The sequence below is a fragment of the Allobosea sp. 67-29 genome (assembly GCF_001898115.1).
In the GTDB taxonomy this organism is placed as follows: domain Bacteria; phylum Pseudomonadota; class Alphaproteobacteria; order Rhizobiales; family Beijerinckiaceae; genus Allobosea.
Genome location: NZ_MKSQ01000027.1, coordinates 20,905 through 35,138, shown reverse-complemented (window position 1 = coordinate 35,138; position 14,234 = coordinate 20,905). Strand labels below are relative to the sequence as shown.

At 60.9% G+C, this 14,234-nt stretch carries 15 protein-coding genes; 4 read left to right on the top strand and 11 right to left on the bottom strand.

The window, feature by feature from the left end; translation table 11 throughout:
- The first annotated feature begins 580 nt into the window (after positions 1 to 580).
- The 3 genes from BGO20_RS22690 (at position 581) to BGO20_RS22680 (ending at position 1,864) form a co-directional block, all read left to right on the top strand.
- Positions 581 to 913 carry a four-helix bundle copper-binding protein gene (locus BGO20_RS22690; protein WP_291550189.1) on the top strand — a complete coding sequence of 111 codons (333 nt, stop codon included), beginning with the start codon at positions 581 to 583 and terminating at the stop codon, positions 911 to 913.
- Positions 914 to 946: 33 nt separating this feature from the next.
- On the top strand, positions 947 to 1,330 hold the full coding sequence (gene copM / locus BGO20_RS22685; protein ID WP_291550191.1) for a CopM family metallochaperone: 384 nt from the start codon (positions 947 to 949) through the stop codon (positions 1,328 to 1,330).
- A gap of 141 nt (positions 1,331 to 1,471) precedes the next feature.
- Complete coding sequence (locus tag BGO20_RS22680) at positions 1,472 to 1,864, top strand: DUF305 domain-containing protein (RefSeq protein ID WP_291550205.1); 393 nt, start codon at positions 1,472 to 1,474, stop codon at positions 1,862 to 1,864.
- Between the two features lie 117 nt (positions 1,865 to 1,981).
- On the opposite strand, the gene BGO20_RS22675 is transcribed toward BGO20_RS22680, so the two are convergent.
- From BGO20_RS22675 to BGO20_RS22650, 6 genes are all read right to left on the bottom strand, one after another.
- Positions 1,982 to 2,275 (bottom strand): hypothetical protein, encoded by a 294-nt coding sequence (locus tag BGO20_RS22675; RefSeq protein WP_291664774.1) that lies wholly within the window; start codon positions 2,273 to 2,275, stop codon positions 1,982 to 1,984.
- 88 nt (positions 2,276 to 2,363) lie between these two features.
- Complete coding sequence (locus BGO20_RS22670) at positions 2,364 to 2,855, bottom strand: DUF411 domain-containing protein (RefSeq protein WP_291550195.1); 492 nt, start codon at positions 2,853 to 2,855, stop codon at positions 2,364 to 2,366.
- Positions 2,856 to 3,014: 159 nt separating this feature from the next.
- Positions 3,015 to 6,194, bottom strand: a complete 3,180-nt coding sequence (locus BGO20_RS22665) for an efflux RND transporter permease subunit (protein WP_291664776.1) — start codon at positions 6,192 to 6,194, stop codon at positions 3,015 to 3,017.
- Positions 6,191 to 7,606 carry an efflux RND transporter periplasmic adaptor subunit gene (locus BGO20_RS22660; RefSeq protein ID WP_291548011.1) on the bottom strand — a complete coding sequence of 472 codons (1,416 nt, stop codon included), beginning with the start codon at positions 7,604 to 7,606 and terminating at the stop codon, positions 6,191 to 6,193. The genes BGO20_RS22665 and BGO20_RS22660 overlap by 4 nt, the downstream gene beginning before the upstream one ends.
- Positions 7,603 to 8,001 carry a FixH family protein gene (locus BGO20_RS22655; protein WP_291548012.1) on the bottom strand — a complete coding sequence of 133 codons (399 nt, stop codon included), beginning with the start codon at positions 7,999 to 8,001 and terminating at the stop codon, positions 7,603 to 7,605. Before BGO20_RS22655 ends, BGO20_RS22660 begins: the two co-directional genes overlap by 4 nt.
- A gap of 129 nt (positions 8,002 to 8,130) precedes the next feature.
- Positions 8,131 to 8,481, bottom strand: coding sequence for a hypothetical protein (locus BGO20_RS22650; protein ID WP_291548013.1), 351 nt, complete (start codon positions 8,479 to 8,481; stop codon positions 8,131 to 8,133).
- Between the two features lie 290 nt (positions 8,482 to 8,771).
- On the opposite strand from BGO20_RS22650, the gene BGO20_RS22645 reads away from it, so the two are divergent.
- Positions 8,772 to 8,945: a hypothetical protein gene (locus BGO20_RS22645; RefSeq protein WP_291548014.1), complete on the top strand. Its 174-nt coding sequence runs from the start codon at positions 8,772 to 8,774 to the stop codon at positions 8,943 to 8,945.
- 408 nt (positions 8,946 to 9,353) lie between these two features.
- Here BGO20_RS22645 and BGO20_RS22640 read toward each other — a convergent pair whose 3' ends face one another.
- From BGO20_RS22640 to BGO20_RS22620, 5 genes are all read right to left on the bottom strand, one after another.
- Positions 9,354 to 10,616 carry an NRAMP family divalent metal transporter gene (locus BGO20_RS22640; RefSeq protein ID WP_299858867.1) on the bottom strand — a complete coding sequence of 421 codons (1,263 nt, stop codon included), beginning with the start codon at positions 10,614 to 10,616 and terminating at the stop codon, positions 9,354 to 9,356.
- Between the two features lie 459 nt (positions 10,617 to 11,075).
- On the bottom strand, positions 11,076 to 11,768 hold the full coding sequence (locus tag BGO20_RS22635) for an amino acid ABC transporter permease (protein ID WP_291548017.1): 693 nt from the start codon (positions 11,766 to 11,768) through the stop codon (positions 11,076 to 11,078).
- A gap of 17 nt (positions 11,769 to 11,785) precedes the next feature.
- The gene (locus BGO20_RS22630; RefSeq protein ID WP_291548018.1) at positions 11,786 to 12,493 is read right to left on the bottom strand and encodes an amino acid ABC transporter permease; all 708 of its coding nucleotides are present in this window, start codon (positions 12,491 to 12,493) and stop codon (positions 11,786 to 11,788) included.
- A gap of 64 nt (positions 12,494 to 12,557) precedes the next feature.
- On the bottom strand, positions 12,558 to 13,394 hold the full coding sequence (locus tag BGO20_RS22625) for a transporter substrate-binding domain-containing protein (RefSeq protein WP_291664780.1): 837 nt from the start codon (positions 13,392 to 13,394) through the stop codon (positions 12,558 to 12,560).
- 17 nt (positions 13,395 to 13,411) lie between these two features.
- Complete coding sequence (locus BGO20_RS22620) at positions 13,412 to 14,152, bottom strand: amino acid ABC transporter ATP-binding protein (RefSeq protein ID WP_291664782.1); 741 nt, start codon at positions 14,150 to 14,152, stop codon at positions 13,412 to 13,414.
- Positions 14,153 to 14,234: the final 82 nt, after the last annotated feature.

The following is a 14,234-nucleotide window of genomic DNA, read 5'->3' as shown; positions in this document are numbered from 1 at the left end:
GCATAGGCCCTAAATCAACCCTAGGACTCTCCCCATAACCGGAGGAAAGTCGGGGCTCAGGTCATTCCCTGAATGATCCCGTCGACATCGCGCGCGCAGAAGCCGCACTCGACGCAGCCTGGCATCAGATTAGGGCGTCGCTGAAAGACAATGTCGACTGCGACACCGAGCGGTTGCGCCTCGCCGACATCGTCGTGGGTCTCATCCCAATCGCTGAGGATGAGGCGGATCTAGCGCGGCGCGCTATCGAACGGTATTTTAAATCTCGGCCATCGGGCTGATGAGAATGGCCGTGAAGGGATAGCGCGGCAACGCGCTCCGGGCGGGCACTACCTTTCGCCGTCGCCGCGAAGCCGACGGCGCCGAGTCGGTCCCTCCGCACACTACCGCCTGTCAGATCCCCCAGCGGACATCGTTCGGTCGCGACGCCCTACGCATGATCACTGCGCCGCACGGCAACAGCACAACCAAGCGAGCACATTGTTACAGATTGTAACGGGCAGGAACCCCCGCTCGTCGCCCGCGTCTTTCCTTGGAGCAGGAAGCTCACCGCCACCGCAACTGGCTCAAGGAGTAGACCATGCACCGCCCCGCCCCAGAGATGCAGGCCTGCATCGACGAATGCTTGCAGTGTTATCAAGCCTGCCTCGGCATGAGCACAAACCACTGCCTCAAGCTCGGCGGATCGCACGCTGCCCCCGAGCATATCCAGCTGATGCTCGCTTGCGCCGAGATCTGTCGCGCCAGTGCCCAGGTCATGATCATCGGCTCCTCGCATCATAAGCATCTCTGCGCCGAATGCGCTGACATCTGCGAAGACTGCGCCAACGAATGCGAGCGGATCGGAGACATGGATGATTGCGTCCAAGCCTGCCGTAGTTGTGCAGAAAGCTGCCGAAAGATGGCGGCGTAGCCGTTCCTGCCCTCGAATTTCTGGAGAATTCAGATGATGCGCCTCGTTCTGACCGCTGGCCTCGCGGCCTCAATGATGACCGCGGCATTCGCCCAGCCAGCCCCTAAGCCCCAGATGGGCGATAGTATGCCCATGAAAATGATGATGCCGGAGGCCTCCGATTCCGCATCAACCAAGGAATACAAGGCGAGCATGATGCGGATGATGCAGGCGATGCCGTCGAAATTTACCGGCGATGCCGACGTGGATTTCATGATGCAGATGAAAGCCCACCATCAAGGCGCAATCGATATGGCCAAGGTTGTCCTCGCGAATGGCAAGGACCCAACCGTCAAGAAGCTCGCCACCGAAATCGTCAGCGCGCAGGAAAACGAGATCAAGACGATCGACGAATGGCTGAAAACGAAGGGCAAATAGCGCCGCTTCTGGAAGTTTTGGCTCGTATCGAGGTCCGCTTGAGCTTTCCGAAAGGAGGCCATCATAGAGCATGGCATTGGCCATAGAGGCCAGAACCATTACGGCCGCCTAGCGATCGAACTGACGCTGGATTTCATCGTGATGTTTCTCGTCATGTACACCATGATCGCAGCGCTTGCGCATTTCCATTTCAATCTCAACAACGTCTACATGACCATGATGATGGTGGCGCCGATGACGCTCGTCATGCTCGTCTCAATGCGCGCCATGTTCCCATCGCCGCAGTTGAACATGATCATCGGCGGCGGCGCAGTTGCCGTCTTTATCGCTGGCTTCATAGCCATGCGAACCCAAGCCGGCATTGGAAATGCCGAGTTCCTGCGCGCAATGATCCCACATCATTCCGGCGCGATCCTGATGTGCGAGAAAGCCAGCATCACTGATCCGGAGATCGTCGCGCTCTGTCAGGGGATCACCAAATCGCAAAGGGCGGAAATCGCGCAAATGGAGGCTATTCTCGCGCGGCAGAGGTGAAAAACTTCACATCTGAAGCCGACATCCCCATTTCAACCCCAGATCCTCAAGCCCCGACCGGGTTGTCCTCGGGGCAATCCGGAGGAGGCCATGATGAGGATGTCCCGCCAAATCGCCCTATCGGCGACCTGCTTGCTTCTCCTGATTCAGCTTGAACCCGCCGTAGCCCACCGTGCCAACATGGCCTTGGGCGTTGAAGAAATTACCAGCGCGATCAACGGCAAGGTCTGTGCGACAGCAGGAGGGGCGCACTTCACCCTCGATAACGATGGGCGCTTCTAGTATGATGGCCTCTGGCAGAGCAGCGGGAACTTCACGCTTGGCGATAGCGCGGTAGTGGTGACCTTCGACAGCGGCCTTCAGCGCACCTTTGAAATCTCCAAGCGAGACGGCGCGCTTTACATGGAACAAACTCGCGTCGTCTGCACTGCGAAGCAATAACGCGACCGTTGAGCCGGGCGCTATGCTCGCCCGGCTCCGCGTTCAATCCCTGACCAGATCAGACCTGCTGAAGCCCTCGGTAGCGCGCAAACACGTGCTGCTTGCCGGCCGAAAAGATGGCGATCTCGTAGGGCTGCGGCGGCTGACCAGGCACCTCCATGCCGGGAGAACCGACCGGCATGCCAGGCACCACGATGCCGATCGCCTTCGGGCGCTCGACGAGCAGTCGCTTCACCGCCTCGGCCGGGACATGCCCTTCTATGACATAACCGCCGATCTCCGCCGTGTGGCACGACATCAGAGCCTCCGGCACGCCAAGCTTGGCTTTAAGCGGCATCACGTCATCGAGCTCGACCACATCGACCTGAAAACCCGCAGCTTTGATATGCTTGACCCAGTTGCTGCAACAACCGCAGTTCGGATCCCGGGTCACAGTCATTTTCGGCAGCATCTCTGCCGCCGCCGCCGGTCCGGCCAGAGCGACGGCCGCGAAGGCCTGCGCCGCTCCGATGAACAGCCCGCGGCGGCTTAGTGGGATATCGATCTGCATACTCGTTCTCCTTCAATCTCGACCGCACCTTCACCGAAAGAAGACGTATTTGACCAAGGCGGCGATCGCCAACAGCAGCACGGCGACGCCGAGCCAGTGGAAAGCCCCCATGCTCCATCCCATCCCATTCATCATGTCGCGCATGTCAGTCACTCCACCTTATTCAACGACCACAGCTTGCCGCTTCAACAACGCAGGCTGGACTGCCGCAATGTTGGTTTCCTCGGCCGGCGGAAGCCGCCAGCCCTTGACCAGGCCGTAGATCGCAGGGATCACGAGCAGTGTCAGAACGGTCGAGGAAACCATACCGCCGATCATTGGCACGGCGATGCGCTGCATCACCTCCGAGCCCGTGCCGGTGTTCCAGAGGATCGGCAGCAGGCCCGCCATGATCGCGACCACGGTCATGATCTTCGGCCGAACGCGCTCGACGGCGCCCAGCATGATCGCCTCGTGCAGGTCCGCGCGCGAGAACGCCCGCCCCTGCGCTTCGCAGCGCGCACGCACCTCACTGAGCGCGTGATCGAGATAGATCAGCATGATCACGCCGGTCTCGGCGGCGACACCGGCGAGAGCGATGAAGCCGACGGCAACGGCGACCGACATGTTGAAGCCGAGCCACCAGAGCAGCCAGATGCCTCCGACCAGCGCGAAGGGCAGCGACAGCATGACGATGAAGGTCTCGGTCAGCCTGCGGAAATTCAGGTAGAGCAGCATGAAGATGATCGCGAGCGTCACCGGCACGACCAGCTTCAGGCGTGCCTCGGCCCGTTCGAGATATTCGAACTGACCGCTCCAGGCGATGCGGTAGCCCGCGGGCAGCTTGATGCTCTGGGCGATCGCATTCTGAGCATCGCGGACATAACCGCCGAGGTCGCGCCCGACCGTGTCCACGAAGATGTAGACCGCGAGTTCGCCATTTTCGGTCCGTATTGAGGTCGCGCCACGCTTGCGCTCGACGCTTGCGACCTCGCCAAGCGGCACGCTGGCGCCGGACGGCGTCGAGACCTGGACCTCGCGGGCAATCGCCTGTGGATCGGAGCGCAGATCGCGGGGATAGCGGATGCTGACGCCGTAGCGCTCGCGGCCCTCGACCGTCGTCGTCACGGTCTCGCCGCCCATCGCCATCACGACCGCATTCTGGACGTCGCCAACGGAAAGCCCGTAGCGGCCGAGTGCGATCCGGTCCGGCACGATGTCGAGGAAGTAGCCGCCGATCACGCGTTCAGCATAGGCGCTGCTCGTCCCCGGCACGGTCTTCAGCACCGTCTCGATCTGGCGCGAGACTGCCTCCATCTGCGCGAGATCGGTGCCGAACACCTTGACCCCGATCGGCGTGCGGATACCGGTTGCCAGCATGTCGATGCGGGCCCGGATCGGCTGCGTCCAGGCGTTGGAGACGCCGGGGAACTGGAGCGCCTTGTCCATCTCCGCCTTGAGACTGTCGAGCGTGACGCCCTCGCGCCATTCCGCCTTGGGCTTCAGGTTGATGATGGTTTCGAACATCTCGGTTGGCGCCGGATCGGTTGCTGTCTGGGCGCGTCCGGCCTTGCCGTAGACCGAGGCCACTTCCGGGAACGAGCGGATGATCCGGTTCTGAGTTTGCAGCAGCTCGGCCGCCTTGGTCACCGAGATCCCGGGCAAGGTGGTGGGCATGTACATCAGCGTGCCCTCGTCGAGGGACGGCATGAACTCCGAGCCGAGCTGCCGCGCCGGCCAGAAGCTGAGTGCGAGCACCGCTAATGCCAGCGCGATGGTCAGGGTCTTGGCGCCGAGAACGCCGCGGATCATAGGACGGTAGAGCGCTATCAAACCGCGATTGATCGGGTTCCGGCTCTCCGGGATGATCCTCCCCTTCACGAAGACGACCATCAGCGCCGGAACGAGGGTCACCGACAGGAGGGCGGCCGCTGCCATGGCGAAGGTCTTGGTGAAGGCGAGCGGCCCGAACAGACGGCCCTCCTCCGCTTCCAAGGTGAAGATCGGCAAGAACGAGACCGTGATGACGAGCAGGCTGAAGAACAGCGCCGGGCCGACCTCGCTGGCCGCCTCGATCAGGATGTCGATGCGTGGCTTGTCCGGCGCGGCTCGTTCGAGGTGCTTATGGGCGTTCTCGATCATGACGATGGCGGCGTCGATCATGGCGCCGACGGCGATGGCGATGCCGCCGAGGCTCATGATGTTGGAGCCGAGGCCGAGCACCTTCATCGCCGCGAACGCCATCAGGATGCCGACGGGCAGCATAATGATCGCGACCAGGGCGCTGCGCAGATGCAGCAGGAAGACGATGCAGACCAGGGCGACGATGATGCTCTCCTCGATCAGCGTGCCCTTCAGCGTCTCGATCGCCCGCTCGATCAGCCCGGAGCGGTCGTAGACCGGCACGATCTCTGCCCCGCCCGGCAGGCTCGCCGCGACCTCGGCAAGTCGCGCCTTGGCATGCTCGATTACGGAGAGCGCGTTGGCGCCGAAGCGCTGGAGCACGATGCCGCTTGCGACCTCCCCCTCGCCATTGAGTTCGGTGATGCCGCGCCGCTCGTCGGGGCCGAGTTCGACACGGGCCACGTCGGAGAGGCGCAGCGGCACACCCCTATCGCTTTTCAGGACGATGTTCTCGATATCGGCGATCGACTTCAGATAGCCGCGGCCGCGCACCATGAACTCGAACTCGCTGAGCTCGACCGTGCGTCCGCCGACATCCATGTTGCTGCTGCGGACCGCCTCGCGCAGCGTCGCGAGCGAGACACCCTGCGCACGCAAACGCACGGGGTCGACCACGATCGCGTATTGCTTGACGAAGCCGCCGACGCTGGCGACCTCGGCCACGCCCTCCGCACGCGAGGCGGCGAAGCGCACCACCCAATCCTGCAAGGAGCGCAGCTCGGCCAGCGACATGTTCTTGGCCATGACCGCGTACTGATAGACCCAGCCGACCCCAGTCGCGTCCGGCCCGAGCGTTGGCGAGACGCCCGAAGGCAGACGGCGCGCGGCCGCGTTGAGATATTCGAGCACGCGCGAGCGCGCCCAATAGGGATCGGTGCCGTCCTCGAAGATGACGTAGACGAAGGAAACGCCGAAGAAGGAGAAGCCGCGCACGACACGTGCCTTCGGCACGGTGAGCATCGAGGTCGTCAGCGGATAGGTGACCTGGTCCTCGATGACCTGCGGCGCCTGGCCGGGATATTCGGTGTAGACGATGACCTGGACGTCGGAGAGGTCGGGGATGGCATCGAGCGGCAAGGTCTTCAGCGCATAGACACCGGCTGCCACGGCAAATGCCGCTGCGACGAAGACGAGGATCAGATTGCGCGCCGACCAGGCGATCAGGCGGGCGATCATGGCTTGGCCTCCGGCTGGGCGAAGCCACTCAGGGCGGCCTTAAGGTTGCTCTCGGCATCGATCAGGAAGTTGGCCGAGACGACGATGCGGTCACCCTCCGAGACGCCTTCGGTGATCGCGACCATGCCGTCGCCGCGGCGGCCGAGCTTGACCTCGCGCGGTGCGAAGCGGCCCTCGCCCAGATCGAGGATGACGATGCGGCGCGTGCCGCTATCGATCACGGCACTATCGGGAACGGCGAGTTCCGGAGCTGCATCACCGGAGCCGATATCGACATCGGCATACATGTTCGGCAGCAGCATGCCGTCACGGTTGCCGATCTCGATGCGGACCTTAGCGGTGCGCGTTGCCTCGGCGATCTCCGGGTAGATCACGCTGACGCGCCCCTCGAAGGAACTTCCCGGGCGACCGCGCAGCCGCACTGTGGCCGGTGCGCCGATGCTGACGGCAGCCAGTTGGCGTTCCGGAACATCGGCCAGAACCCAGATCGTCGAGATGTCGGCGAGTCGAAACAGGCTGCCGCCGGCGGCCATCCTCATGCCATCGCTGACCGAACGTTCGAGCACGATCCCGTCACGCGGTGCCGACCAGTTGATCGTGAGCGGCACCTTCCGGCTGCGCTCGATCTCGGCGATGACCTCCGAAGGGACGCCGAGGTTTTCGAGCCGCTGTCTTGCGCCGCCTTCGGGTACGCCGCGCGCCGCGGCATTGAGTTCGGTGATGAACTGCGCGCCGGCCGTGCTGATCTCGGGCGAGTAAATCCGCGCCAGCCGGGTTCCCTTCGTGACGTGGTCGCCGGTCGTGACCGCCGCGACCTCCTGGACGAAGGCATCGGCGCGTATCGTCACGACGGAGATACGCCGCTCGTCGAGCTGGACCACGCCGGGCACATGAATGGTTTGGGCAATGCTCTGACGGCGGACGGGTTCGGAACGGACGCCGCTGCGCTGGATACGCCCGGGCGAAAGCTTGATGACGCCGTCCTCATTTCCCTCGCCCTGGTAGACGGGGAGATAATCCATCCCCATCGAGTCTTTCTTCGGCACCGGCGAGGTATCCGGGAGCCCCATGGGATTGCGGTAGTAAAGGACACGCTTCGGGTCGGCCTGCGCCGTCCGCTCCTCGCTCGGAGGCTTCACCTCGAAGCTGACGTCCTGGCTGGCGAGGACGGCCGTGAAGAGCCTGCCGTCCTCGGTCCGGCGCGGCTGCGCCGAATAGACGGGCTTCCGGTCGGGGTCCTGATAGTAGATGACCGGACCGGTTCCGACGGGCTCGTTTGCCGCGAGCGAACCTTCGATGCTGAGCCACCCGCGCCAGCCGACCGCAAGGCCGCGTTGCCCGACCCAATAGCCCGCACCTCCCGCCGCCAGAACGGCGGCGAGAGCGAGGCCCGTGAGGGCGAGGCGTTTCATGGCACGGCCTTGAGGATCAGCTTGTTTTCGAGCGTGCCGGTTTCGCCCTGGACCTTGGCGCCAAGCGACAACCGCCAACCGCCTTCCATGACCAAATTGGTCTTGAAGCTGTAGGCCCCTGCTTCCGGAGCAGGTAGCGCTTCGATCGGAGAGGCCATTGTGGCCATACCTTCCGGCTCCATGTCGATGCGCTTGGCAAAAATGACAGCATCCGGCACCGGTTTTCCGGATCGCTTGTCGATCAGCTTGACGGTGATGACGATGCCATCGCCCTGCTTGAATTCACTCTGAGTGAGGCGGAATTCGTAATCCTTGACCTCCGCCAGAGCTGGAAGCGCAACGGCGGCGAGCGGAAACGCGGCGATAAGCGCGCGCGAAGTGCGGGTGAAAATCATTGTCGAGATCCTGAGACGGTAAGACTGCTGCGCCTGCGCGTGCAGTTCCAAACGTGGCGTTAGCCACGGCGCACCGGCCGCTCGGATTTACCGTGCGGTCGCGACCGGCGCATGAGCGCCGGCTATGTCTCAGGTTCGTGGAGGTCGGGCGGGTGGCTCGCTCGGTTGTGAGAGGCGTGCGGCCTCATTGCCCGCAAGCCCGAGCATTACGACAACAGGTTGAACAACCAGGTCAGACGCCGTGGGTTCGCTCGCGAAGCTCTTGGCCAGGCAGAAGCTGACGGCTGGGCAGTTCGTCGCGCAATCCGGTTGCTTGTCTTTCGGATTGGGGCAGCACGGCATCTCAGGCGACATTGCCGCCATCGTCTCGCTGTCCACGCGGGCGTAACCAGCCTTTGCCGGCGCCACCAGCGCAGCCAACATCGTGGCCGTGACGAACAGCCCAAGGACCAACACATTCGTGAGAAGTCGAAACTTCATGGCACCTGTTCTGACATACCGTCATATGGCGCAAAAGGGCGAAAACTGCGTCTGTTTGACACCGAGCAAGCAAAATCGCAGCTTCGTGATCTCACCTTGGCTCGTCAGCATACGGTGCGGGACGTCCTATCAGGGAGATATTTGGAGACCGCACTGATGGATCTGCGATGGCTCACAGAGGGTGCGGTGCGTCTAAAGCAGACAGGGGTCTACGGAGGGCAAAATTTGTTTTGCCCTCCGCCTCGAATGATTTCTTAAGTCTTGTCTGTCGCGCCTTTATCGCGATTACCGTGCTGGTCGAGATCGCCAGGCTTGTGGCCGGGGTGATCATGATGCTTCCCCGGGACTTCCTTTTGTCCAGCCTTATCTCGATGGCCATGCTGATCGAGGTCACCGGGCTTGTGGCCGGGATGGTCGTGATGCTGACCAGGCTTCTCTTGAGGCATCGTTTCAACTCCAAGTGAACCGCATCCCGCGGTACTCACATGAACCGCCCAGCAAGATTTTTGATCCTTCCCGACAGAAAATAGCGAATGGACCGATGTGAGACAGCAGCCGAAGTGTTAGGCCGTCTGCATACGCCCCGCGTGTCTAGGGGCAAAAGCGACCGGGGCGTGGAGCCAGCGGCGCAATGCCGATAGCGTCGCCTGTTAGCGAGGACATTCTATGGGTGGACGTGATCAGGCATCGCCTTGAGTTCATCCTTCGACTACTTCGGGACAGCATCAGCATAGGTAAAACGAGCCCGCCCCTTTCCCTCTGTCGCCCATCGTAGCGCCGCGTAGCTCTCGGCACGCCAAGCGCTGGGCCAGAAGGCCTATCTCCCCACCGTGCTTCCGCCGGGAGACACCCAGCTCAAGTAGAGCGATAGACTACATCAGCGACAGCGCGCCCATCGCGAGCGCGGCGAGAGCCATGATTCCGGTAGCGGTCCAGCCAACCACCGTCATCCAAGTCGGGATCGAACCCTTGCCCATGACATCGTCGCGAACAGCGATGATCATCATGATCGCCATCACCGGCACCGCAACTACGCCATTTACCACCGCGCTCCAGAAGAGCGCTTTGATCGGATCGATCGGCGTAAAGTCGAGCGCGACTCCCGCGAGGGTCGCGATGCTCAAGGTTGCATAGAACGCCTTAGCCTCTTTCGGGGGTCGAGCTAGCCCAACGGGCCATTTCATGACCTCGCCGAGCGCATACGCCGCCGATCCTCCTAACACCGGGACAGCGAGAAGGCCGGTTCCAATGATCCCGAGAGCGAAGATGGAAAATGCAAACTGACCGGCGACGGGCTTTAGGGCCTCAGCGGCTTGGGCCGAGCTTTGGACGTCAGTTACGCCATTGGCGTTGAGCGTTGCAGCCGCCGTAATTACAATCGCCAGTGCCACAAGGTTGGAGAATGCCATTCCAACCACGGTGTCAGTTCGAATCCTCGCAAGTGCCTTGGGTGCCTGCTTCGGCGCGTCGATCAGGGCTGTTCTCGTCGGCTTCTCACCCAGATCCTCGACTTCCTGCGCTGCCTGCCAGAAGAACAGATAGGGGCTGATGGTAGTGCCCAAAATCGCCACGACGACGGTCCAGAATTGAGGATCTGGGTTGAAAGTTGGGATGACGAGGCCGCGCAGCGCTTCCGACCACGGCACATTGACGGCCGGCACAGTTCCAAAATAGGCAAACAGCGAAATTGTCAGCCACTTCAAGACAGAGACGTATCGCTTATATTTCATAAACACTTGCATTAACACGCAACTAAATCCGAATATAACTACGTAAATCGTACTTGGCCCGCCGATTATCAATTTAACAGCATCGCCCATCGCACCCAAATCTGCCCCGATATTGATTATGTTTGCGAAAAACAAGAGAAAGACGATCGTTTGCATAACCCAGGCAGGGAAATTTTTGCTTATAACGCCAGCAAGTCCCAGCCCGCTGGCGCGGCCAATCCGGCCCGCGATCTCCTGAATGACGGCCATCAAAGGCAGTGTCAGCAACAACGTCCAGGTGATCGAAAACCCGAATTGCGCGCCCGCTTGCGAGTAGGTTGCAATCCCGCTCGGGTCGTCGTCAGACGCACCGGTGATTAATCCGGGCCCAAGGACCTTTAGAAGGCGAGGCTTCGATGGTTCCACGACGGGGCTGCTATTCTGCTCTGCAGTCGCCAAGTCAGTGCTGCCTGTAAAAGATCGTCGCCACAGCGGCGGCTGCCAGGACCGGCCCGAGGAGAATCAACATCGGCTGCGAAGGGAAAAGATGCTGAATTAGCAGCGACGCTTTGGTCGCACCTAGGGCGATTGCTGCGAGGATCAAGCCCGATTTGATCGCTCCTGATGCCATCATGGCCACCGCCTGCAATGCCGCAGGGTCTTAACGCGAAGTCTTTACGCCGGTTCCGTCAATGCGATTGTTTTCCGGCGGTCGCTTTGCCGGACCCAAGGCCCGTCGCCGCCTTCGCAAGAGCGCAGCGATGCAAAGAGTGAGGAGATAACAAGGGCGCCCAACAAAGGGCTCGGGCTGCGGCTTCCGTATCGCGGGATGCCGCCGATAACCGACGAGGATTCCTGGCCAAGTAAAGGCCCGTAATACAGGCGCTAGGTCCACACCCGAAGCGACCGCTCCAGTCGGTCCGCCGCGGTCGTGACCAGGAACGCGATGATCATGTAGATTACGACGGCGATCACGAACGCCTCGAGGTAGTAGAAGTTCAGCGCGGCTGTGAGCTGCGACTGGGCAAAAATGTCGACCACCTCGATAGCGAAGCCCAGCGACAGCGCCTTCATGATGACCATAATGGAATTGGTTAGGTCCGGAATGGCTGCGATCACCACTTGCGGGAACATCACCCGGCGAAATAGCTGGCCATTCGTGTAACCAAGCGAACGAGCCGCGTCGGCTTGGCCATTATCAAAGGAGTTGAGCGCGCCCTTAATCACCTCTGCCTGGAAGGCAGCGATGCAAGCAGTCACTCCGATGACGAGCAGGACCCAATTTGGAGTGTGGTGCCCGTTGAAATTGATCCCGATCAGCGATGCCAGGAATTGGATCGTTGGCGGAAGGCCGTAATAACCAAGGAAGATGACGATCACGAGCGGGATGCCCTTGAAGGCGACCTTGTATACAAAAATGAGCTCGCGAAGGATCGGGATATTCCGGTACTCGGCGAGGGCAAACAGGCTGCCGATGATCGTCGAGAACACGAACGTCACCAGCGCCATGAAAAGCGTGAACGGCACGGCGCTGAGGATTTCTCGTATGTCTTCGAGGAGAATGTCCGCTTCAAACATGTCGGTCGTCCCTGCTCTCAGAGGCTAGGCATGGCCACGCGCTTGGCGCGACCGACTGCTGGCACGTACATGGGCGAGCGGCGCTCGAAGTACCGCACGATCACCCAGATAATCAGGCACATGATCGAGTAGATGACCGCGAGGACCAGATAAGTCTCGAACTGATACTGGTTGTATGCGCGCTCCATGATGAGATGCGCGGTGGCCATCACGTCTGCCGCGCCGATGTACATTACGAGGGCGACGTTGTGGGTAAGGTAGATGAGCGCGTTGCCGTAACCAGGCAGTGCGATGTGCACCGCTTGGGGGCCGACGACACCCATCATTTTCTGTCTGAAGGTGTACCCAAGGCTGTCCGCGGCATCGTGCTGGCCTCGGTCGACTGCGAGATACGCCGGGCGCATCACCTCGGACAAGTAGCCGCCATGATAGAAGCTCAACCCCAGCATCGCCGCGACGGTGGGGGTGAAGAAATCAGCCATCCCGAAAATGGCGACAAGGAGCGGCAGTCCGTAGAAGGCCACGAACAGCTGCAGCACCACAGGAACACTGCGTGCATAGGAGACGTAGAGCGCTGCAAGCGAACTTAGGATCGGGATCCGGACGACACGCAATGTCGTCGTTATGAGGGCCAAGCAGAAGCCGGCCACCAACGCCACGAAAGTGATAACGAGCGTCAGCGGCAGAGCCGTCATCAACTCGGGGATCATCGTCTTAAGATCCACGTTCACTTCCCTTTCAAAACTGGCGCTCGTAACCGGCTTCTGTGTGCGACTGCCGTAAAAGGCGTTACTTCATGTATCGGACGATCTCTTCGCCGAACCATTTTTTCGAAAGTTTATCCATCGTCCCGTCTTCTTTGAGCTCCTTCAGGACCTTGTTCACGTCCTCGGCGAGGGTTTTGTTTTTGTCGGCCTTATGGATCAGCATGTAGGTGTTGGCGCTGAAGACCGGCTCGGATGCCTTGATGTCGAGCTTCTGCTCCTCAATGACAGTCTGTTCACCGAGGTTCGAGGGCAGGATCAGCGCGTCGAACTTGCCATTCTGGACCTCTTTGAGCCGATCCGGGTACGGGATACCGGCGCTGGACGTGGTGATTTCCAGCTTGTGATTAGGGTTCTCCTGCATCCAGCTGACGACGAACCGATAGGTGCCACCTCCAGCGGTGAGCGGAACGATCCGCTTGCCTACGAGATCCTTCATCGCCGAGATGTCGCTATCCTTGCGGCTGTAGATCTTCAGCAAGCTCGCCCCCATCGGGTTCTCAGGGATGACGAACTGCTTCGCGCGGGCGTCTGACCTGTAATATCCACCGCAAGCAATGTCGTACTTGCCAGTAGCCAGGCCGGTTTCCTGGGCGATGTCCGCCACGCCCTCCATCTCGAACTTGTACTGAGGGAGCTTCGCGTTGATGGCGCGCAGCAAATCGGGCTCATATCCCTGCGGCTCAACGCCAATCGCTCCCCAGGCGAGCGGCTTGGATTCCGCTGAAGTTGCGATCTTGACCACGCGCGGTGCGCCCCCAGCTGCCTGGGCAAAGACGCCGGTTGCGGTGGCAAGCAGGACCATGGCGCTGCCGGCTACGACCGCGAACCCGCGGCGAGAGATTGAATTCGTCGCAGACATCTTCAAAACTCCTTTTCTCAGTGGAAGGCGAGTTCGGTTTGCAGGAATTGGGCAAGGCGTGGGTTGGCGGGGGCGTCAAAAATCTCGGCCGGACTACCGTCAGCTGCAACGACGCCCTGATCCATGAAGACGATCCGGTTCGAGATATTTTTGGCGAACTGCATCTCGTGTGTAACGAGCAGTGACGTGATGCCGGACGAGGTCACATCCTTGATGACCTTCAGCACTTCGCTGACGAGTTCGGGGTCGAGCGACGATGTCGGCTCATCGAACAGCATGACGTCGGGCCGCACAGCGAGTGCACGGGCAATACCTGTTCGCTGCAACTGGCCGCCTGACAGCTGAGAGGGGTAGCTATCCCGTTTCGCCGAGAGGCCGACGCGATCCAGCTCTCGAAGGGCGATCTCGCGTGCCTCGTCCTGCGACTTCCGCTGCACAACGACCAGCGGGTCCATCACGTTCTGGAGGACCGTCATATTCTTGAAAACGTTGAACTGCTGAAAGACCATGGCGGTACGCAGCCGGATAGCCTGGATGGCCTTCTTGTCGGCCTGAGCGTAGTCCATGTGAAGCTGATCGAACGCGATTGTCCCGGATGAAGGCTTCACGAGGTAGTTGATGCATTTCAGCAGGGTGGTCTTGCCTGTGCCGCTCGGGCCGATGATGGAGACCACGTCGCCGCGATTGACCGAGAGATCGACGCCGTTGAGGACCTGCGTATTTCCATAGGACAGCTTGATATTCTTGAGTTCAAGCATGCGGGCTGGTGTCCTTTCCAGGGTGCGACATCAAAGGGCGCTTGTCGGGGCAGCCGGAGAAAATGGGAGTCGATTGCCGGTT

Coding starts and splice junctions, on each gene's coding strand:
- BGO20_RS22690 (WP_291550189.1), top strand. CDS start 581: ATGCACCGCCCCGCCCCAGAGATGCAGGCCTGCATCGACGAATGCTTG.
- copM (WP_291550191.1), top strand. CDS start 947: ATGATGCGCCTCGTTCTGACCGCTGGCCTCGCGGCCTCAATGATGACC.
- BGO20_RS22680 (WP_291550205.1), top strand. CDS start 1,472: ATGTTTCTCGTCATGTACACCATGATCGCAGCGCTTGCGCATTTCCAT.
- BGO20_RS22670 (WP_291550195.1), bottom strand. CDS start 2,855: ATGCAGATCGATATCCCACTAAGCCGCCGCGGGCTGTTCATCGGAGCG.
- BGO20_RS22665 (WP_291664776.1), bottom strand. CDS start 6,194: ATGATCGCCCGCCTGATCGCCTGGTCGGCGCGCAATCTGATCCTCGTC.
- BGO20_RS22660 (WP_291548011.1), bottom strand. CDS start 7,606: ATGAAACGCCTCGCCCTCACGGGCCTCGCTCTCGCCGCCGTTCTGGCG.
- BGO20_RS22655 (WP_291548012.1), bottom strand. CDS start 8,001: ATGATTTTCACCCGCACTTCGCGCGCGCTTATCGCCGCGTTTCCGCTC.
- BGO20_RS22650 (WP_291548013.1), bottom strand. CDS start 8,481: ATGAAGTTTCGACTTCTCACGAATGTGTTGGTCCTTGGGCTGTTCGTC.
- BGO20_RS22635 (WP_291548017.1), bottom strand. CDS start 11,768: ATGTTTGAAGCGGACATTCTCCTCGAAGACATACGAGAAATCCTCAGC.
- BGO20_RS22625 (WP_291664780.1), bottom strand. CDS start 13,394: ATGTCTGCGACGAATTCAATCTCTCGCCGCGGGTTCGCGGTCGTAGCC.
- BGO20_RS22620 (WP_291664782.1), bottom strand. CDS start 14,152: ATGCTTGAACTCAAGAATATCAAGCTGTCCTATGGAAATACGCAGGTC.